20 protein-coding genes and 1 riboswitch are annotated in these 19,682 nt (G+C 63.9%); of the genes, 10 read left to right on the plus strand and 10 right to left on the minus strand.

Translation table 11 applies throughout. From position 1 onward, the window contains the following. Positions 1-7: 7 nt before the first annotated feature. A complete protein-coding gene (locus CA951_RS26910; RefSeq protein WP_087559734.1) occupies positions 8-985 on the plus strand; it encodes an asparaginase in 978 nt (325 codons plus the stop codon). On the opposite strand, the gene CA951_RS26915 is transcribed toward CA951_RS26910, so the two are convergent. Together CA951_RS26915 and CA951_RS26920 are read right to left on the minus strand one after the other, a co-directional pair. Continuing rightward, entirely contained in the window at positions 978-1,742 is a 765-nt protein-coding gene (locus CA951_RS26915; RefSeq protein ID WP_087559735.1) for a hypothetical protein, read from the minus strand. The two genes, CA951_RS26910 and CA951_RS26915, sit on opposite strands and share 8 nt — an antisense overlap. Before the next feature lie 59 nt (positions 1,743-1,801). Next, positions 1,802-2,428, minus strand: coding sequence for a carbonic anhydrase (locus CA951_RS26920; protein ID WP_087559736.1), 627 nt, complete (start codon positions 2,426-2,428; stop codon positions 1,802-1,804). A 100-nt stretch (positions 2,429-2,528) separates the two neighbouring features. Between CA951_RS26920 and CA951_RS26925 the strand changes: the two genes are divergently transcribed. Beyond that, positions 2,529-3,407, plus strand: a complete 879-nt coding sequence (locus tag CA951_RS26925) for an A/G-specific adenine glycosylase (protein ID WP_087559737.1) — start codon at positions 2,529-2,531, stop codon at positions 3,405-3,407. A 1-nt stretch (position 3,408) separates the two neighbouring features. Here CA951_RS26925 and CA951_RS26930 read toward each other — a convergent pair whose 3' ends face one another. Then, positions 3,409-4,404 (minus strand): methyltransferase, encoded by a 996-nt coding sequence (locus CA951_RS26930; RefSeq protein WP_087559738.1) that lies wholly within the window; start codon positions 4,402-4,404, stop codon positions 3,409-3,411. A 2-nt stretch (positions 4,405-4,406) separates the two neighbouring features. Next, complete coding sequence (locus tag CA951_RS26935; RefSeq protein WP_087559739.1) at positions 4,407-5,663, minus strand: hypothetical protein; 1,257 nt, start codon at positions 5,661-5,663, stop codon at positions 4,407-4,409. Positions 5,664-5,880: 217 nt separating this feature from the next. Between CA951_RS26935 and CA951_RS26940 the strand changes: the two genes are divergently transcribed. The 5 genes from CA951_RS26940 (at position 5,881) to CA951_RS26960 (ending at position 13,497) form a co-directional block, all read left to right on the plus strand. Further along, positions 5,881-6,933 (plus strand): cupin, encoded by a 1,053-nt coding sequence (locus CA951_RS26940; protein WP_087559740.1) that lies wholly within the window; start codon positions 5,881-5,883, stop codon positions 6,931-6,933. Continuing rightward, a complete protein-coding gene (locus CA951_RS26945; RefSeq protein ID WP_087559741.1) occupies positions 6,927-10,370 on the plus strand; it encodes an ATP-binding cassette domain-containing protein in 3,444 nt (1,147 codons plus the stop codon). Before CA951_RS26940 ends, CA951_RS26945 begins: the two co-directional genes overlap by 7 nt. Beyond that, positions 10,336-11,262 (plus strand): hypothetical protein, encoded by a 927-nt coding sequence (locus CA951_RS26950; protein WP_087559742.1) that lies wholly within the window; start codon positions 10,336-10,338, stop codon positions 11,260-11,262. Before CA951_RS26945 ends, CA951_RS26950 begins: the two co-directional genes overlap by 35 nt. 1 nt (position 11,263) lies before the next feature. Continuing rightward, positions 11,264-12,118: an aminotransferase class IV gene (locus tag CA951_RS26955; RefSeq protein ID WP_087559820.1), complete on the plus strand. Its 855-nt coding sequence runs from the start codon at positions 11,264-11,266 to the stop codon at positions 12,116-12,118. A gap of 125 nt (positions 12,119-12,243) precedes the next feature. Continuing rightward, a complete protein-coding gene (locus CA951_RS26960) occupies positions 12,244-13,497 on the plus strand; it encodes an acetyl-CoA carboxylase biotin carboxylase subunit family protein (protein WP_087559743.1) in 1,254 nt (417 codons plus the stop codon). 25 nt (positions 13,498-13,522) lie between these two features. Here CA951_RS26960 and CA951_RS26965 read toward each other — a convergent pair whose 3' ends face one another. From CA951_RS26965 to CA951_RS26985, 6 genes are all read right to left on the minus strand, one after another. Then, on the minus strand, positions 13,523-14,716 hold the full coding sequence (locus CA951_RS26965) for an ATP-grasp domain-containing protein (RefSeq protein ID WP_087559744.1): 1,194 nt from the start codon (positions 14,714-14,716) through the stop codon (positions 13,523-13,525). Between the two features lie 58 nt (positions 14,717-14,774). Continuing rightward, positions 14,775-15,794, minus strand: coding sequence for a methyltransferase (locus CA951_RS26970; protein ID WP_087559745.1), 1,020 nt, complete (start codon positions 15,792-15,794; stop codon positions 14,775-14,777). A 120-nt stretch (positions 15,795-15,914) separates the two neighbouring features. Next, positions 15,915-16,082: a hypothetical protein gene (locus CA951_RS44515; RefSeq protein ID WP_236581682.1), complete on the minus strand. Its 168-nt coding sequence runs from the start codon at positions 16,080-16,082 to the stop codon at positions 15,915-15,917. A gap of 163 nt (positions 16,083-16,245) precedes the next feature. Next, complete coding sequence (locus CA951_RS44520) at positions 16,246-16,854, minus strand: hypothetical protein (RefSeq protein WP_256974098.1); 609 nt, start codon at positions 16,852-16,854, stop codon at positions 16,246-16,248. Between the two features lie 194 nt (positions 16,855-17,048). After that, positions 17,049-17,327, minus strand: a complete 279-nt coding sequence (locus CA951_RS44525; protein WP_256974099.1) for a helix-turn-helix domain-containing protein — start codon at positions 17,325-17,327, stop codon at positions 17,049-17,051. 58 nt (positions 17,328-17,385) lie between these two features. After that, complete coding sequence (locus tag CA951_RS26985) at positions 17,386-18,141, minus strand: alpha/beta fold hydrolase (protein ID WP_087559746.1); 756 nt, start codon at positions 18,139-18,141, stop codon at positions 17,386-17,388. Between the two features lie 32 nt (positions 18,142-18,173). Here CA951_RS26985 and CA951_RS26990 point away from each other — a divergent pair, with 32 nt between their 5' ends. The 3 genes from CA951_RS26990 to CA951_RS27000 all read left to right on the plus strand — a co-directional run bounded on the left by CA951_RS26990 (position 18,174) and on the right by CA951_RS27000 (position 19,674). Next, positions 18,174-18,488 carry an antibiotic biosynthesis monooxygenase gene (locus CA951_RS26990; protein WP_087559747.1) on the plus strand — a complete coding sequence of 105 codons (315 nt, stop codon included), beginning with the start codon at positions 18,174-18,176 and terminating at the stop codon, positions 18,486-18,488. Positions 18,489-18,538: 50 nt separating this feature from the next. Next, positions 18,539-18,672: riboswitch (cobalamin riboswitch) on the plus strand. Positions 18,673-18,694: 22 nt separating this feature from the next. Next, entirely contained in the window at positions 18,695-18,889 is a 195-nt protein-coding gene (locus tag CA951_RS26995) for a CbtB domain-containing protein (RefSeq protein WP_005244930.1), read from the plus strand. Further along, positions 18,880-19,674 carry a CbtA family protein gene (locus CA951_RS27000; protein WP_087559748.1) on the plus strand — a complete coding sequence of 265 codons (795 nt, stop codon included), beginning with the start codon at positions 18,880-18,882 and terminating at the stop codon, positions 19,672-19,674. The genes CA951_RS26995 and CA951_RS27000 overlap by 10 nt, the downstream gene beginning before the upstream one ends. Positions 19,675-19,682: the final 8 nt, after the last annotated feature.

Here is a 19,682-nt window from a genome sequence, read left to right on the forward strand (position 1 = left end):
GACAACAGTGCCGAAAGTCGCCGTCGTCACCACCGGAGGCACCATCGCCAGCAGGCGGGACGGGCAAGGTGTCAGCAGGCCGGTGGTCGCAGGCTCCGACCTGCTGGGCACTGCCCGGACCGGGACGGAAATCCGCGTCGTCGACGTGATGTCGAAGGACAGTTCGAGCATGACGTTCGCCGACATGGACCGGGTCCGCGACGCCGTCACCTCGGAACTGAGCGATCCCGATCTCGACGCGGTGGTCGTGCTGCACGGAACCGACACCATGGAGGAGACCGCGTTCCTGGTCGACCTCCACCACGCCGACCCGCGGCCGGTGGTCTTCACGGGTGCGCAACGCACCTTCGACCATCCGGAATCCGACGCCCGGACCAACCTGGCCGACGCGATCGCCGCGGGAACGGACCCCGCCCTGCGCGGAGCGGGTGTCCTCATCGCGTTCGGAGGCGCCGTGCACCGGGCGTCGGGGACACGCAAGGCGGACACGACGTCCCTCGACGCGTTCCGATCCGTCCACCCCAACTCCGTCCAACCCACCGGCGACCTGCGGCCGCAACGCCTCGATCCGCTGCCGTGGCATCCGATCGCCGGAACCCGCGTCGACATCGTGGCCGCCTATCCGGGCGCGGACCGCGTCCAGATCGACGCGTGCCTCGCCGCCGGGGCCCAGGGGCTGGTGCTCGACGGACTCGGATCCGGCAACGCGAACCCTGCGATCGTCGAGGCGGTCCGCGACTGCACGTCCGCCGGAATCCCGGTGGTGGTCACCACCCGGGTGCCGCACGGCCCGACCTCCGCCACGTACGGCGGTGGAGGCGGCGGACACGACCTCATCTCGGCGGGGGCACTGTTCTCCACCGACCTCAGGGCAGGTCAGGCCCGCATTCTGCTCGCGGCGCTGCTCGCCGACCCCGACCTCACCGACCTCGACAAAGAATTCGATCGGCGCTCACGCGTCGACCCCGCACCGAGGATCAGCTGAGGTTGAACGGCTCCGGCGCGCTGCGGAGCTGACCGAGCTGACCGACCACCGTGTACGCGCCGGGCCCCACCGGATCACGCTGGGGTTCCGGCTGCGTCAGGCAGTCGGGAGCGGACGTCTTGGCCGACCACTTCACGGTGAACTGGGCCTGCTCGCCGGCGGCGAGGGTGCGCACGTCGGCCGCGGACTGCGGGAAGCAGTCGATGTTCGACCACAGGCGCACGGCGCCGTCGATCGTGTAGACGAGGACCTGCTGCAGGCTGCTGCCCAGATCGCGTTCGCACGGCGTGGTGCCGATGTTGGTGACGACCGTCGTGAAGCTCGGTTCCTCACCGGGCAGGTACGTCGGCTTGTCGGCGGCCACCTTGATGGCCAGCGACTGGTCCGGGCACTGTCCCGCGGCGACCGGCTGACCGCTGGGAGCCGCGCTGCTCGAGGCACCGCTGCTCGACGCCCCCGACGAACCGGACGTGCCCGACGACGCCTCGCCGCCGGCGGCAGCGGCGCCACCGCCGCCACCACCGGACCCGCCCGAACCACCGCTGGACGTGGACGAACCCGAGGCTGTCGGGGAAATCGACACAGGAGTGGTCAGCGACGAACTCGCTGCCGCCGGATCCGTCTCGGAGTCACCGCCACCACGCAGTGAGTTGATCAACCACACCACGAGCAGCAACGCGACCACGGCGCCGCCGATCGCCAGCGCCCTGCGGCGCCAGTAAATCTCGGGGGGCAACGGTCCATTCGGTTCCAGCACGACGTCAACGGTAGTTCGGCGTCGCGCGGCTACGGCTCAGCGGGCGCGGCGTGTCGCGGTCAGTCCGTGAGCTCACCGATGTCACCGACGGCGCCCTGCAGGTGGGTGCGGCCGTCGGACAGCTTGTACGTGACACCCGCGATGGCGCACGCGCCGCTCTCCACCTTCTCCGCGATGATGCGCGAACGCTGCATGAGCAGCGCACCGGTCTCCACCACGTGGCGACCTTCGAGTTCGTCGACGGTAGTGAGTCCCTCTCGGCGTCCCATGAGGATCGACGGGGCGACGCGTTCCACGATGCTGCGGATGAATCCGGGCGGCACGTTGCCGTCGTCGAGGGCGTCGAGCGTCGCCTTCACGGCACCGCAACTGTCGTGACCGAGCACGACGATCAGCGGCACGTTCAACACGCCGACGGCGTACTCGATGGACCCGAGCACGGCGTCATCGATGACGTGACCTGCGGTGCGGACGACGAACATGTCGCCCAGACCCTGATCGAAGATGATCTCGGCGGCGACGCGGGAGTCTCCGCAACCGAACAGGACGGCCGTGGGGTGCTGGCCGCCGACGAGCTTCGCCCGATCGGCGACGCCCTGGCTGGGATGGAGCGAGGTGCCGCTGACGAATCTGTCGTTACCCTGACGCAGGGCCTTCCACGCGGACACCGGGTTCGAATTAGGCATGGGATCATTGTGCACCGGGCGTGTGGCACCGTCGCGACGGGATTATGACGACCCCGGAAATTCTGTTTCACCAGTGAACGAAGGGACTTGTGAGGACGAAGTGGCCGTTGACTCCTCCGCGCTGATCAACTGGTACGAGGTCCAGGCCCGGGATCTGCCGTGGCGCCGCGACGGCGTCACCGCCTGGCACATCCTGATGAGCGAGATCATGCTGCAGCAGACACCCGTCGTCCGGGTGGCCCCGATCTGGGAGGAATGGGTGCAGCGCTGGCCCGTCCCGTCCCGCATGGCCGCCTCCAGCCAGGCCGACGTCCTGCGCGCATGGGGCAAGCTCGGCTACCCGCGTCGCGCGCTGCGACTCCACGAATGCGCCGGTGTGCTCGCCGCCGAACACGGCGATGTGGTGCCGAGCGACGTCGACACGCTCCTCGGCCTGCCCGGCATCGGCGCCTACACCGCGCGGGCCGTCGCCTGCTTCGCCTACGGACAGCGGGTCCCCGTCGTCGACACGAACGTCCGCCGGGTGGTCGCCAGGGCCGTGCACGGAAGCGCCGAGCCCGGCAACCCGTCGACCACCCGCGACCTCGCCGACGTGTCCACCCTGCTCCCCCGGACCCGCGCCCGCGCCGCCACGTTCTCCGCGGCCCTCATGGAACTCGGCGCCACCGTCTGCACCGCCCGCACCCCCGACTGCACCCGCTGTCCGCTGCCGGACTGCGCCTGGGTCGACGCCGGACGCCCCGCGCACACCGGCGAGCGCCGGAAAGTCCAGAAATTTGCAGGCACCGACCGCCAGGTGCGCGGCAAGCTCATGGCCGTGCTCCGCGACAGCACCGCCCCCGTCGAACGCGTCCGGCTCGACCAGGTGTGGCTCGACGACCCCGGGCAACGCGACCGCGCCCTCCACTCCCTGCTGATCGACGGACTCGTCGAGCAGACCGACGACGGACTCTTCGCCCTCGCGGGCGAGGGGAGCTAGCTCACACCGGAACCGCTTCGATGACGGACGACCGGGGACCTTGCGTGATCGAATCCAGCGTGAATCCGTGGTCGGCCAACAGTCGGCGCCATTCGGTGATCGTGCGCTCACGACCTCCCAGGAGAACCAGCATGTGGAGATCCAGCAGCGCCATGGGGTGGGTTGTCGCTGCCTCCGGCAGGACCTGCTCGACAATCATCAACCGTCCGCTCGGCGGGATCGCTTGCCGGCAACTGCCGAGGATCTTGCCGGCGGACGCGTCATCCCAGTCGTGGAGAATCTGAGACAGCACGTACACGTCACCATTGCACGGGACGTCGTCGAAGAAACTTCCGCCCACGACTGTCGTTCGTTCACCGATGCCGGCCGAACGAAACTCCGACGGCGCTTCCGCGACCACATGAGGCAGATCGAACAGAATTCCGCGTAGATGCGCGTGCCGATCGAGCAACCGGGTGATCAGCGCGCCGGTCCCGCCTCCGACGTCGACGACCGTTCCCACGTCAGACCAGTCGTGTTCGAGCAAAGGCAGCAAACGCAACTCGACCAGCCCTGCTTGGCCCCGTGCGAACTCATCCGCTGCCGACGGATTCTCGGACAACCATTCGAAGTACGGCTTGCCGAACGCCGAAGAAAACGATTCCTTCCCCGTTCGAATCGAATGCGCTGCGTGCCCCCACACGAGGTAGGCCTCGTTCGACATCAAGCCGACCAGGTGACGAAGCGAGCCCGGAGTGTCCGCGCGCAGAAGCTCACCGGCCTCCGTCAACGCGAATCGTCCTCCACCGTCTACCGCGAGCAAGCCTTCCGCGACGAGTACCCGCAGGAATCGACCGAGTGCATCGGCGTCGGCACCCACGCCCGCCGCGAGATCGCCGAGCGAGCACGCATCGTCCGCCAACCGGTCGGGCACACCCAGTTCGCACACGGCTGAAATAGATTGGGACACGATGTATCCCATGATCTGCTTTCTCACTCGGTGGTTGACGTCGCTCATGTTCACGCCGCCTCGGACAGCCGCGGGAAGAGTGACATCATGGCAGCATTTTTCAGATACGACGCGCCTGCCGTCCCGCCGGTGCCAGGTACCGTTCCGATGACTTTCAGGGTGATGCCCCAGTGGCCGCGCTTCATCGCAACCCACGCGCGGTCCAGGCGCCGCATCGACTCCTCGACAACGCCTGCATCCGGATGAGATTTCCGCATCGCGAGATAGACGTCCTGCAACGTGTCCTCCCCGACATCGATATTCCCCATGCGCTCAAAGTCACGGGGATCGATTGGAGCGCAGGCGAATTCGATCTCACGAAACGCGCGCGACTGCACCGCACTCCGCCCATGGGTGAAGCCGCGAATGATCGCGAAGGCGTCGACCGGCATCGTCGTGAGAACCCGAAAGAGCGCAGGAACCGCTTCGAGGCGGATCGATGCCCGGTCGAGGCGATCCTTTGCCACTGCGGCCAGACCGTGGCGCAGGTCACCGATCGACCTCGAAATCGCTGTCGCGACTTGCCGATACAGACCTTCGAAGATCTGGATGCAGCGGATGAACATCTGCTCGTCGTGCAGGCGCGTCGTCGGCAACAACGTCAGCCGAACTGCACTGCCGATCTCTTCGGGGACACCGTTCAGCGCCGGCGCGGCGACCGAAGCAAACGCACTGTAGTCGGCGCCCGGCTGAGCCAATGCCGCAAGGCCGGCCGCAGCTACGGAAGGATCGAGCGCGAAGTCGGGTGCGAGCCTGTCGAGTTTGGTCACGACCCGTGTCGCTGCGCGCGCCCTGGCCACCTGGGGTGCATGTGCCGACCTCCCGAGGGCGCGCGCCTCCAGCAACGCGAGGTCCATGGCCGCGGCAGCAACGAATGCGTCCACGCGCTGCGCGTCATCGGACCGGACGACCTGGTCGAAATAGTCGAGCCCGACATAGGACAGGTAGTCGCCGTTCTGCGCGTCGAACGTCATCGGTAGCCAGGCACCGAGAACATGATGCGCACGGTTGTTGCCATGGAAGTGTCGCAGCATGGCGACCAGGTGGGGCCGGACCCCGTTACGCCCGACTGTCTGATAATGGGCCGCGACAGCCGAGTGGGGAAACTCCGCGTGTCCCGCCTCCCATTGCCGGAGCGCATTCTCGATATTGCGGCCGGACAATTCATCGGTCGTCGCTTCAGCAGCCTGAAGGCACGTGCCCCCGACGCCGATCACGCCGGAACGAACAAATTTCTGCTCGGCTTCGAGCAACGTTTCGGAAATCAATGCGAAACTCGCCTCTCATCCGTACTGCGGTGTTCAGCTATCTTCGGCGGCGCGCGGCGAATGCGGATAGACACCCTAGGGAGACTTCTCGACACCCTTTCCGCCTGAGGGGGTGACATTTTCAACCCTGGGGTGCCTGTGCGGCCGGCAGGCACGTGCCCAGGATTGGGAGCGCTACAGAACTCGAGGCCGGTCGATCCCAGAGAAGGAAGAATCTATGCACATCATCGCCAGAAGCGCACTCGAGACGATCAACGAAGCCGTTGTCGGCGGGAACATCCACAACCTGGGTGTCGTCAAGATATTCAGCCGGCATCCTCAGTTGGCGCAATTCATTCCTACCTCCAGCAATTTGGCGATCAGCTGGGTCAGGTTGGAGTGCGGTGAGGTGCTGGCGGTGCACAAGCACCCGGAGCCCAGCCTGATCCTGATCTGCGAGGGCTCCGGTCGAACGCTGGGCAGTGCAGAGCAGGAGGTCGGTGCGGGAGACATGATCCTCGTCCCCGGCGACTCCTGGCACGGCTTCGAAGGAACCCGGGACGGTTTCTGGGCGCTCTCGATCCAGTTCAACGGCAAGGCACTCTACGAGAACGCCGAGAAGCCCAACGCGATGTTTGCACGCGAGGTACCGAATCCGGCGGCTGTGCTCCTGGCGGACAACGAGAAGTACCTGCAGCAATTCGGAACCAGCAACCTGTTGCGGCTGATCGACGACCCCTCGTTCGACAACCCACACGCTCGGGAACGGCTGCTCGACTGCCAGCAAACCTGGTCGGACGTGTTTCAGGACCTGCTGCACCTGCGTGTCGCGATGACTACCGATACTGCGCACAAGCAGGTGGCGCTCGACCATCTGGTCGAGGAACTGGGTCACAACGACAACCTGCGCAACCAACGGGGGTCAGCGCACGCGCCGGTCACCGATGAGACGTTCGTATCGACAATGGATTGGTTCAGGCATCAAATGCTGTACCGGAGCGACATGGTGCGCACTCTGCTGATGCATGTGGTGTTGGAAGGTAGTGGTGAGATCTGGCACCGGGAAGCGGCCCGAGCGTTTCCGGCAATTCCGCACTTCCAGGAACACGGCGAAGACGACGGTCAGCACGTGACCATGGGTATCGATCTGCTCGATCGAGCAACGCAGGCCGAGATCCGGGAACTCCGCGAAGCACTCGCCGAGGGATGGAAGATGATCACGCAATTGTGTGACAGAATCGCGTCGATCGCCCTCGCCGACACGGCGGTCCCCACATACTCCACATGCTGAGCGTCCTCAGGAAAATCGTTTGGTTCGAGGTTCCCGAACCCCGAACTCGGCTCACCCCCTCGTCCAACGCCTCACACCTTGCCAGATGGCAGCGGTGGTGTGACGCCGCGCAGCGGGACAGCGTGAACGCGCCCCGAGGCGAACGACTCAGCAGATCCGTCTTCGGCGGACTTCGTCGTGACATCATGCTCGGGCTCGTGGCCATCGCGATCAATGCCGGATGCGCCTTCGGTGCTGCGATCACGCTGAAATCGCTGATCCAGCACCTCGTCGCCGGCGGTTCAGCGCTGACGACGAACCTCACGCTCGGTATCACCTGCATCGTGCTGACGTACTTGGCGTGGCTTGCGTTGAATCACACCTTCATGCAAGCCGACGTGGTGGGCATCGGAGCCCGGACATACATCGAACAACGTCTGCTGCACAAGAAGCGCAGCGTTACCCCTTCCGGCCAACCGGCCGACCTGGTCACACTCCTGGACCGGGAGGCAGCACGCGTCGAAAATGCTTGGTCAGGACTCATTTTCATCATTCTTGCATTCGCAACCATCACCTTCACCTCCGCGTACTTCTTCGTGGCGTTGGGACCGAGTGCTCTGGCAGCACTGTCGGTGATTCTCGTCAGTTCCGTGGTGATCTATTGGAACGCCAAACAATTGAATGCCGCGCACGCTGCACTGTCGGCGACGGCGGCAGATCGCATCGAAGTCGGCCTGTTCTCGCTGAACAATCGCCTGCTCGCGTGGCTGAAGAACTGGAACGACGAACTGTTTCGGCGCTATGCCGACAAGCGAGACGGCGAGGAGCGCGCGCTCCTGAAAGCCGCGCGTCTCGTCGCGCGGATCAATCTCATATCGACACTCACTCCGATCGTTGCCATGCTTGCCGCGGTGTTTACGCAGTTGGCCCACGTTGGTTACGTCGATCCAGCGGGTCTGTTGTCCACGATGGCGCTGGTCGGAGGTTTGAAATCCGTCGCCAACAATATCCCCTTCATTGTTCAGAGCCTGTCCCAGGGCATCGTCGGGCACACCAACGTCGCGAAGTATCTGTCCAGTCCCCATCCGCTGGACACCGATGCGACGGCAACGCGCCTACCGGCGACAACGGCGAAGCACATCGCCGTCGTCGGCGCCGCAGGCAGTGGCAAGACAACCGTTCTGAGAATCGGTGCACGCCAGAGCAGCCAAGTGAACGACAAAACGTTCTTCGTGCCGGATGAACCGTGGATATTCCCTGGTGGGCTCTACGAGAATTTGTGTCTCTATCGAAGCGAATTCACGGACGACGAGGCCCGTCGCGCCCTGACACTGTCCCGACTTCCCGAAACCTTCTACGGCGACTACCTCTCGAGCAAGTCACGCGACCGGACCGAGGGATGGGACTTGTCCCGTGGGCAGGGGAAGCGGCTCGAACTGGCACGGGCAATATTGGCCGAACCAAAGTTCGTGTACCTGGATCAGCCCACGTCAGGGCTGAACGACGACCTGGCGCGTGGACTGTTGGCCTCGCTTCTGCGCGGGCCGTGGCACGACACCACGGTCGTTTATGCGACGGACAAGCCCGATGAAAAAGAAGCTGCAGACGAGATATGGGTTGTGGCCGGAGGCGAGGTCGTGGAGGTGATACGAAACCTCACACCACGTGCGGCGAATCCTGTTCGAGACCGCAAAAAGTTGCTCGCTCAGGAGGATCGGTCGGTCGCTCGCCGTCCCCAGGCCATGGACCGACCGGAATCCTCGACCTCGTCGCGCCGCAGTCTGATGAGCCTGGGCGTCGCGAAGGTCGCGGTTGTCGCATGCGTCCTGTTTGCGTGCCGTGACGTTCTGACGATTGTCGGTGACTACACAGCGGCCAGCGGAATTTCGACCACGAATGCGCGGACAGCAGCGACAACCCTCATCGCTGCACTGTCGGCCGGGGCACTCCTGTCGATTTTCACCTCCTTACTCGTAGTCAAGCGCAGCATCATGGCGGCATCCCGAAAATGTCGGAGTTACTTCTCGACCGTCATGAGTCCAAAGCCCTCCAGGTCGGCCTTCGACGAGAGCGATAAGGACTATCAGAGCAAACTGACGTGGGATCAACGACGTATCGACGAACTTCTGCCAGAAGTACTTCTGAATACGCTGGGTGCGGTGACGCTGCTGCTCACGACCACCGCGTTCGTATTGAGCAAGAACATTTTCGTCCTGCTTCCCCTTGCCGGGATGTGCTTCGCCTACTGGCACAGTTCGAAGCGATCGGGAAGGCGACTACAGAAGTTCAACGATAGTGAGATCGGTACGACGTCGACCGTGTTGGAGCAGGTCGAGGCCATAACCTGGAGTTCAGCGAGATTCGACTTGGCACGCGACAACTCGGCCCTCGTCAATTGGCTGAACAAGAGTTTGATGAATCGCGCCTTCGCTTCGATGGACAATGCGGGCGCGCGCCGCTGGTTCAATTACAAGCTCGACCTGATGGGTGTGCTCTTCCTGTCGGTCGTTATCGGTTCAACCGTGTTTGTCCAGGTCGGCGGCGGATCCAACCTCAGCAGTGTTCTCGCGCTCAGTCTCTCGTACAGCCTCATCGCTGTTTTCGCCCGAGCGGGCCGTTGTCTGGTCGACCTCAGGCAGGTTCTCGACAGCGCAGACCGTCTCCTCACGCCTCCGATCGGCCCGCCGCCGTGCCGGACCGGCTCAGCAGTTGAAGCCGCAGCGCTCGTGTCGCTGTCGGAGGTAGCGTACGTCGCGCCGCACACCGGGGCGGTTCTGCTGGAGGAGCTTTCAGAGTCGTTCGCCAGCCGAGACGTCGTGGTCGTCATGGGCCCGAGCGGGGTCGGGAAGTCGACATTTGCGAAGCTGGTTGTCGGCAGTCTGCAGCCGACAACGGGCGTCCTCTCGACATTGGGCCAGACGACGGGATACGTCTCGAATTCCCACGCCGAAGACATCCTCCTACTGACGTCGAGTCCGATCTTCAAGCCAGGACGACTGATCGAACATTTCAACAGCCCGTTACCGCTCGAATTGGCTCGCGTCGTCGACTATCTCGACGTGGCAGACGTCGTCGGGCGATTACCGTCCGGATTCGACGAGCCCGTCCCCGCCACCGGTCAGTTGAATTTGAGCAAGACGGAACTGCAGCGGCTGGCGCTCCTCGACCTGTTGATCAATCGCCCGGCGATCGCAATTCTCGACGAAGCGACTTCCGAGTTGAGTACAGGAGCAGAGCTCTCGATACTGCGGGCCTTGATCTCTGCCTTGCCGGACACGCTTTTCTTCATCATCACGCACAATCCGGAGCTGACCGAACTTGCCAACCGAGTCTTCCACTTCAACGGCGAGCGACGCCTCCTCGAGAATTCTGCCCAGTCGCGCACGACGGCCGATCGGAACTGGAATGGAAAGGAGGAAGACCATGGAATGGCTGCCTCAACGCAATGCGTTCTGTAACAGTCACAACGTTCCACGGCCACAACTTCCGCTGAGGAACATCGCGCACTGGAACGCGGTGCTCCAGGGCAGCGTGAGCAGCGATGACGCCCTTCATCACGAGCGAGCGTACGTCGCACCCGGATACTTCTACATGCCCGTGTGCGACGAGCCCGACGATCGGGCACTGGTGGAGTTGTCGAGCCTGGCATCAACCGCCGACTGGTTGCTGGTCCCTTCTCTTCGCAGATCCGACCGCCGTCGGCGCGACGACATCATTGCAGTTCCATTCATGAAGGCGGCATTCTTCCGGTCTTCGCGAAATGTGGACCTCGCCCTGCGAACAGCGGTCGGAGCGAGTCAATACAAATCAATCGTCAGGCTCACGAGGAAGGCTGAGGCGGCGTGCACAATCGAGATACACCGTCTCTCGAACGTGGCGGAAGACAATCGAATCCTGCGCGATTTCGCCGGCCTCCAGGCAATGAACGTGGCCAAATACGGACACGCCAAGAACCTCTATACGAGCGATGTGCTGCGTATGCTGGCACGCTCGTCCGAAGGTGAGAAATACTTCGTGAAGCTGGACTACGACAAGTCTTCGAATACTCCATTGGCCGGATCACTGAGCTACGCCGACGATCACCGTGGCGTGTTTACGAAACTCGTTCGGGGACTCGACCATGACCGGATTCCGCGTGGGTTGAATCTGTACATCGCCGACTACTATCAAATGTATCGTTTCGCGGATCGGCTTGGTTTCGCGGACATCTGCCTCGGCCGAGGGGCCATCGACGCCAAGGCCCGGGTAGGCGCAATCCACATTGTCGACCTGGACAACTGGCTGATTCCGGTCAACACAAGGCGTGCACAGGCAATGCAGGAATTCGCGAAATCGCGACATGGAGACTGAGATGATCAACGAAATTGCCTGGGTAGATGGAAGATGCGTCCGATTCGACGAGGTGAGCCTGTCACCTGCGACCCATGGGTTGTCGTATGCCACGTCGGTGTTCGACGGTATCCGCACGTACGGCGGAAGCATCTTCAAATGTGACGACCACATAGCCAGATTGCGGCGGTCCGCCAAGTTGTTCGGTCACACCCTGCACTATTCGAATGCGGACTTGGCCGATGCTTGCCACGAATTGGTGCGGGCCAACGGGCTGGCCGATGCGTACATCAAGTGCTTGGTCTTCTATGACGACACCGATGTGAGTTTCAAGGCGCAGGGCTCTTCCAGCAAGGTGGTCCTGTTTGCCCTGCCCTTTCCTTCGAATTCGGGCGCGGAGCAATATCGGCTCTCGACGGCAACGTGGCGGCGTGCGCCCGCCTCGTGCCACCCGTATCAGGCGAAAACGTCGTCTACCTACGCGTTGAGCTACTTGAGCCACCGCCAGCGGGCCGACGGCTACGATGATGTGCTCTTTCTCTCGACAGCCGACGCTGTGTGCGAGTCGAGCGGCTCGAACGTGTTCTTCGTCGAGGGAGACGCATTGTTCACGCCCACTGCCGAATTAGCCCTCGACGGGATCACCCGAAGGGTGATCATCGATGAGCTGTGTCCGCGACTGAAGCTCTCGGTAACGGAACGCGACATCGCATACGGCGAGATCGGATCGTTCGACGCCGCATTTCTGTGTGGCACTGCGATCGAAATCATGGGGGTTTCCGGCATCGACGAGATCCGGTATGCGAAGTCCGCAGTGGTCGATGCGATTGCAACCGAGTATCGGCACCTGACTGACGGCCGGTCCGCGATTCGATGACGACCACGCAAGGTGGGCGATCCTTCCCCCCAGGGTTCCTAGCTTCACGTCCGTCAGCCCGGGATAGTACTGGAAGGTGAAAGTCCAATTCGCCGATCGGTATTCCATCCAGCGGGGTCTTCTGAATGAAACTGCTCATCCTCCATCGCGTTCCGTATTCCTTCATCGAATACCATCGTGTAATAGATCATGGAATTCACGATGTCGTCTACGTGGGCACAGGCGCGCAACTTGCTACCGTGCCGCCCGACCTTCGCTGCACGAGGGTTGAACGGCCGGGTCGAGCAGGTCTGGCCGAGGAAGTTCGCACCCTGTTCTCCCCCGACGATTCCTTCGACAGAGTCATCAGCGTCTCCCAATACGAGATGATGGATGCAGCGCAGATAAGGCGGAGCCTCGGAGTGGAAGGGGTATCACCGGAGCAGGTCCACATCGTGAACGACAAGGTAGCGATGAAAGCCGCGGTCGCAGGAAGCGGACTTCGCGTGCCCAGATTTGTTCGCTGCGATGAGGCGCTCACCGCTTCGTCCGCCGATGTCGCTCCTTGGGCCGGGAAGACGGTGCTCAAACCACTCGATGGAACTGCCAGCAAGGATGTTTTCGTTTTCGCCACCTACGCTGACGCCGGCACTGCGATTCTCAATCACCCGACGGAGGACTGGGATCCTGAGCGTTTCCAGCTCGAAGAATATGTGGAGGGGCCGATCTTCCATTTCGATGGCGTGATGCTTGCCGGTGCGCCGGTGGCGATCGTTGCCAGCAGATATCTGGGCACGTGCCTCGAGTTTGCACAGGGAGTTCCGCAGGGATCGATTCAAGTCGACGACGACGGTGGGCGCTGCAAGGAAGCGGTCGAATACCTTCGGGCTGTGGGTATCGACAATGGCCCGTTTCATCTCGAAATGATCGAGGCCGCAGATGGAATGGTTTTCCTGGAGGTCGGCGCGCGCGCCGGCGGTGGACATATCAAGGAGACTTTTCGGCTTGCCACGGGCATCGACTTGGTCGCAGCCGGTTTGGCGTGCAACCTCGATTGGTCACCTGTCGAAATCAATCCACTGAAACGGTGGTTCGAAACGACGGCGAGCAGCAAGTTCTACGGAGATTTCATGTTCCCGGGTCACCTGCTTCCGTCGCGGTACTGCGCGATATCGGGTGGTGAAAGATTTCAGGCCCACTCAGATGTTGTTCGATGGAAGGAGCTGGATGCGGGTGCTTCTCTTCCGGAGACCGTTAGCTATCTCGATTTCGAATTGCCCGTCAGCGGCATCGTCGCCGGCCGGTCGAGCTTTGAAGTGACATCACTCATTCGCGAAATCTTGACAACGGTGCAAGTAATACCGATCGAGCAGCCCCCGCAATGCCCCACACCTCGCTGACCGTGCAGTACCTGAATCTGCCCGGTCAGTGCGGAAGCTGGCTCGTCTCCACCCGAATCCGATCCTGCGCCTGAGCCAACCGGCGCTCGGCGTCCACGAGATCAGTGCCGACGGCGACAATGACACCTTGACGATCCGCAGAGGACCGGAGCGGACCGAGTCGTTGCCCTGGTTCGAGAGAACACTGCAGGCGGATTATCCCCTCGGCCTCACGCGCGGCCTCGATGCCCTGCACGCGTTCGATCACCACATTCTCGTAACCAAAGAATGCGACGCAGCCTGCACCGTGCCCGGGTGTTCGCGATTGCGGCGGCAGCCCGGCAAGATGACAGATCGATTCCCGGACCAGATCGCGACCCATCGCACGGAGCACCAGCTCCCAGATGAAATCGCCTCCGGGACGGGTATTTCCCTCGATGATCCGGGGTCCGGCCGGGCCGAAACGCACTTCGGTATGGGCCGGCCCGAAGGAATGACCGATGGAACTCAGGAAATCGGTGACGAGTCCGCGGAGCTCGGCAAGGGCCGATGCCGCGAGCACGGCCGGCATCAGATGACCGGTTTCGATATACCGTGGCGGGCCGGTGGTGGTTTTTGCGGTCACTGCAATGATGTCGTGCCTGCCATCCGTGCTGAAGGATTCGACGCTGTATTCGGGGCCGTCGATGAACTCCTCGACGAGGGTCGGCCCGGGGTACTCGCCGCGAGAGCGGGCGAATGCGGATTCGACCTGGTCGAGGCTGGAGACGCGAAAAACACCGGAGCTGCCTGCGCCTTCAGCCGGCTTGACGATAATCGGGCCACCCACCGACTGAAGGAAGCTCCGTACCTCGGCGGACGAATGGCAGCTTCGGGTCAGCACAGCTCCGAGATCACGGCCGGCCAGGTGCTCGCGCATGGCGATCTTGTCGCGGGTCAACCGGACGGCTTCCCGCGCATTGCCCTTGATGCCCAGGGCCTCTTTGATCACGGCGGCCGGCATGAGGCCGTGCTCGGTGAATGACACGACGGCATCGATGCGTTTGAACTCGTGCAGCGCCCGCGCCCTGCTGAGCGCCTCTGTCCGGTTGCGGTAGTCGAATACGCACAGCCGGTGGGCGCGCCTGGCCTGCTGCGCGGTGACCGATTCGGAATTCTGAAACACAGACAGCTCGATCGGTAGATCTTCGATCATACGGAAAGTCTCGTCATGCCCGCCGACGATCAATATGTGAGCCATGCCGACCCAGCTCCCCGAGGTCCGCTGATTCCCGGAGGTCGTGCTCGTCCGGCCGGTCTCACTTGCGGCCCTCGATCACGCTGAAACCGCAGGGCAGGAGCGTACTGCCGGTGAGCCCGAGACCTGCGCGTTCGTACAGGCGCGCGTAGTCGTTAATGGTTCGCTCCCGGCCGCCCGTCATGACCAGCATGGCGACGTCCACCACATTTCCCCAGACGTATCCGCCGTCCTCGCTGATCACCCGCTCCAGGACCAGGATCCTGCCGCCGGGCTCGAGTGCGGTCACGCAATTGGTGAGGACGCGTACCGAGTCGTCGTCGTTCATCGTGTGCAGAACGCTCTTGAGCAGGTGGACGTCGCCCCCACCGGGCACCTCTGTGAAACCGTCGCCGGGCACGATGCCACAACGCTCGTCGACGCCGTATTCCCGCAAGGTGTGACCGGCCCTGGCCAGCGAGAACTCCAGGTCGTAGATCGTGCCCCGCAGATGATCGTGTGTGCGCAACAGCTGGGCGGTCACGATGCCGTAGCCACCGCCGACATCGACGACGTGCCGATTGTCCGTGAAATCGACCGCTTCCGCGGTCTCGAGACCGGCGCGGATCGAGATCTCGTGCCAGCCCAGATGGAAGCGCTGGGCGGAGTCGGGGTGCTCGGCCAGGTACTCGAAGAGGGATTTGCCGAAGTACTGGCCGAATCCTGTCTGTCCCGTGCGAGCGCAATGAAGCAGTCCGCTCCAGGCCAGGTACGTTTCTGCGCCGGCGAAGAGCTCCACCTCGCTTGCGATCGAATCCGGATGATCCCTGCGCAAGAACTCGGCTCGTGGCGTGAGTGCGCACGTGTCCTGCTCGTCCACGGAGAAGACCCCGGCACTCATGAGTAGGCGGAGGATCCGCTTCAGCGCATCGGGATCAGTTCCACTTCGTCGTGCGAGATCGACAAGCGCCAGTGGGCCCGCCGCCAGCAGATCGGCGAGCTCCAGCTCGACGGCTACGAACAAGCAGCTGGATATGTTGTAGCCATGAACCATCTCTTTGACACAGAGACGGTCGGGCTTGTCACGGAAGTCGAAATACATTGTGCGCCCTCGAATACGTCGTGGAGTACAGCCATACGTGGAACTCCCGGACTCCCGGGCGTTCCACCAGCGTGAGGCCTCGCCGCGCCGCGCGATAGGCACCCCGGGGTTGGCAACCATTCACCCCGTGGGGTCCGACTCCGACCCCAGATTCCGTACCAGCCAATGCCCGTCGACGAGATGCATGAGGACCGGGCACACGGACCGGGGATCGTTCGGCTGCCACAGGCCGCCCTCCAGCGCCGAGGCGTCGAGCACGTAGAGCGACCCGACCCCCGGGGCGACCATCCTGGTCGCTGATCCGATTCCCCACGTCGCCGGATCCGGCACCGGCCCCGCAAGGGCCGCCGCGACCGTCTCACCATCCCAACCGTCGACGGTGATCCTGATAATGGTTGTCGCGCACCCAGTTCTGCGCGAGCACCGCCCGGAAGTCCGGATCCACATTCGGTCATACCGACAGCAGATCCCCGTCCTCACACACCGTCATCAGGAACGCCCACACCGCATTCCCCAGATCTGTGTGCCCGAGCACCCGCACCCGTTCGGCCGGATCCATCGCACGAAGCTGCCGGTACGTCTGCCGGACCTCGGGCGGCAACGAGTCGATCTGCTCGTCGGTCAGCTCCGGAAGGGCGGACGCCGCAGGCACCGCACCGCGGTCCGAGGCGTCGTCCCGGTCGTCCAGCAATGCCCGGACCGCGTCGACGAACCGTGGGGTCAGCCGGTCGAGTGACTCGAGCAACTCCCCCACCGTGCGCGGCGGAAGCGTATTCCGGGCGATCAGCACGTGTATCCGCTCGAACACCGCTTCCGAATCCAGATCGACGTCGAACGGGTCGAGGGCCGCCGGCGCCCCTGCGCATCTGCCGGACCCGCCGCGCCGCCTGCTCCTGCGACTTGCCGATCTCTCCTCGGCCAGGTCGCGCGCCACCTCGTCGAGCAGATCCGGCGTCCACACCGGCCGGAACAACTCGGCGTCGGCCAGGGTCAGCAGCAGGTTGTTGAGGACCTGCGGAAGCAGGACGCACCCGTCGAGAACCACCCGAATGGTCGTCATGGGTCGCCCCCGGATCAGCGGGTCGAAGCGAAGCCGTCAGCGGCGTCGCCGGGGTCCGGGGTTTCCTCGTGCGCCATCTCCTCGAACACCTGACCGCGTCGAGCACGCTCATGTTGTCTGTAGGCGAGTACGTCCGCCAACTCCACCCGCCGATGCCGGCCCGGCGACGAGTACGGAATCTTCCCCGCCTCCAGTTACCGCACCAACGTCGGCCGGGTAATGCCCAGCAGTTCCGCGGCCTCCTGCGTCGTCAACACCGTCCGATGCGGCTCCACCGTCACCGCCTGCCCCCGATCCAGAGCCGTGACCGCGTCGACGAGCAACCCCCGGACACTGTCCGGCAGCGGCGCCGAACCCTCCGCGGTCGAGATCGTCACATCTTCCTGACCAGCGAGAACATACTTCAAGGCGGTGAGGAGTTCGCGATCGTCGGGGCCCGGCGGCAACACCGTGTGGTTCATCGAAGCGGCCATACCTCAACCCTGAAACGAAAAAAACGAACACAATGTCCGGCGCAGCGGACAGTGGCTCTCAGCCGAGCCCGTCGAGGAACTCCTCGACCACTTTCCGGTACTGCTCCGGCTGGTCGTCGTGGACGAGGTGCCCGGCCTGCGCGATGCGGGCGTATTCGGCGCCGGGGTGCCGCTCCGCCATGGTCCGCATCTGGCCGTCGGGGGTGATGGTGAACTCCCCCTCGATCAGCAGGGCCGGAACGGTGACCGACGCCCACTGGTCCCAGAAATGCCGGTCGCCCCACTCCGCCGAGATGTCGCGGAACGTGTCGACGTCGCCGTGCAGGTACCAGCCGTCGGCGCGCTTCTCGAACGAATCCAGGAAGTACTGTCCGGCAACCGGACCGAAGAACTCGAACAGGTCCTCCCGGGTCGCGAACGGCTGCGGCCAGTTCGAAATCATCGCCGCCCAGTCGTCGGCGGTGCGGCCGCGGAAATCGGGGGCCATGTCTTCGAGGACGAGCGCCGACACCTTCTCGGGATGCTCCGCCGCCAGGCACCAGGCGTGCAGGGCACCCATCGAATGGCCGATCACCACCCACGGCCCGGCGAAGGGCGCGAGCGCCTCGGACAGGTCGGCGACGAACGCTTCCGTCGTCAACCGCGACGGCGCGGGCCTGCCGTGGCCTGCGGCGTCGAACGTGAAGACGTGGCCGTGCCCGCGCAGCCACGGCACGTGCCGTCCCCACGTCCGGGCACTGCCCATCAGCCCGTGCAGCAGCAGAATCGGCTGTCCCGTCCCACCCTCGTCGTGCAACGCACTATCACCCGCCACCACTCCGACGCTAGCGGAGTAACCTCGCCCGCATGGCAGTGGTGAAGATCAACGCAATCGAAATCCCCGAGGGCGCGGGCCCCGAACTCGAGAAGCGCTTCGCGGCGCGCGCACACGCCGTGGAGAACTCTCCCGGCTTCCTCGGCTTCCAGCTCCTGCGTCCGGTGCAGGGCGAGAACCGCTACTTCGTCGTCACGCAGTGGGAGAGCGAAGAGGCATTCGCGGCGTGGCGCGACGGTCCGGCCCGGGAAGCACACGCGGGTGAGCGGAAGAAGCCGGTGGCGTCAGGGGCGTCGCTGCTCGAGTTCGAGGTCGTACTCGACGTCACGGCGGCGAACAAGAGCTGAGCGGCAGGGGCGGGCCGAGGATTGACACGACGGCCCGCCGGGTGCAAAAGTTCGCAAGACAATGCGATGGTTCGGCAGGAATCCGGTGCAATCCCGGAGCGGTCGCGCCACTGTAAATCGGAGTAGTCCTTCACGGGAACCACCTCGACAGCCAGATACTGCGGCCATCGCCTGGACCTAGGGGACGCGAAATCCCAGGAGGAACTATGGCACTCGCATACGCACCCGGCTCGTCGGTCGACACGACCCGCCTCGCCGTCATCTCTTTCGCGATCGTTCTGTTCGCGATGCTCGCTCTCTACCTCGTTGGATTCGACCAGGGCGCGATCTCGCGCAGTGGCATGTACATGCATGAATTGATGCATGACGGCCGCCACCTCCTGGGTCTGCCATGCCACTGACCGATTCCTTCACGAAACTCCTCATCCGCGGTCTGCTGGCCGGCCTGATCGCAGGCATCCTGGCCGGTGGCGTCGCATTCGTTCTCGGTGAGTCGCACATCGACGCGGCCATCGCGATCGAGGAATCGCACAGCGCCGCCGAACCCGAAGGCCACTCGCACGACGCCACCCAGGCGGACGAGCCTGCCGGGCACTCGCACGACGAGGAAGACGCACTGGTCAGCCGCGACGGGCAGCGCTTCGGGCTGTTCCTCGCCACGTCCCTCGCGGGACTGGCACTGGGAGCGATCTTCGCCGTCGTCGCGAATTACGCACGTCGGGTGACGACGCTGTCGGGACCGTTGCTCGGTCTGAGCCTGGCCGCCTTCGGCTGGTTGGCGATCGAGGCGGTGCCGTTCTTCAAGTACCCCGCCAACCCGCCCGCCGTCGGAGACCCCGAGACGATCAACCAGCGCACCTGGCTGTGGCTTGCCGCAGTCGCGCTGGGCCTGCTCGCCGTGGCGGCGTCCGTCTTCGCGGCGAAGGCCGTCGCCGCACAGGAGTTCCTGTCGGTGCGGATCGCGGCGCCGGTTGTCGCGTTCCTCGTGGTGGCGACCATCGGATATCTCGTGTTGCCCACGATCAACGAGGTCGGCGACGATTTCCCCGCTGTGCTGCTGTGGCAGTTCCGGCTGTCGTCCCTCGCGACGCAGGCCACGCTGTGGCTGGTTCTCGGACTCGTGTTCGCGTTCCTCACGGAGCGTGCGACCCGGGCCACGGCGCCCACGCGCGCGAACGCCGCCTGACCCATCGG

Origin of the sequence: Rhodococcus sp. NCIMB 12038 (assembly GCF_002165735.1) — a bacterium.
GTDB lineage: Bacteria > Actinomycetota > Actinomycetes > Mycobacteriales > Mycobacteriaceae > Rhodococcus_F.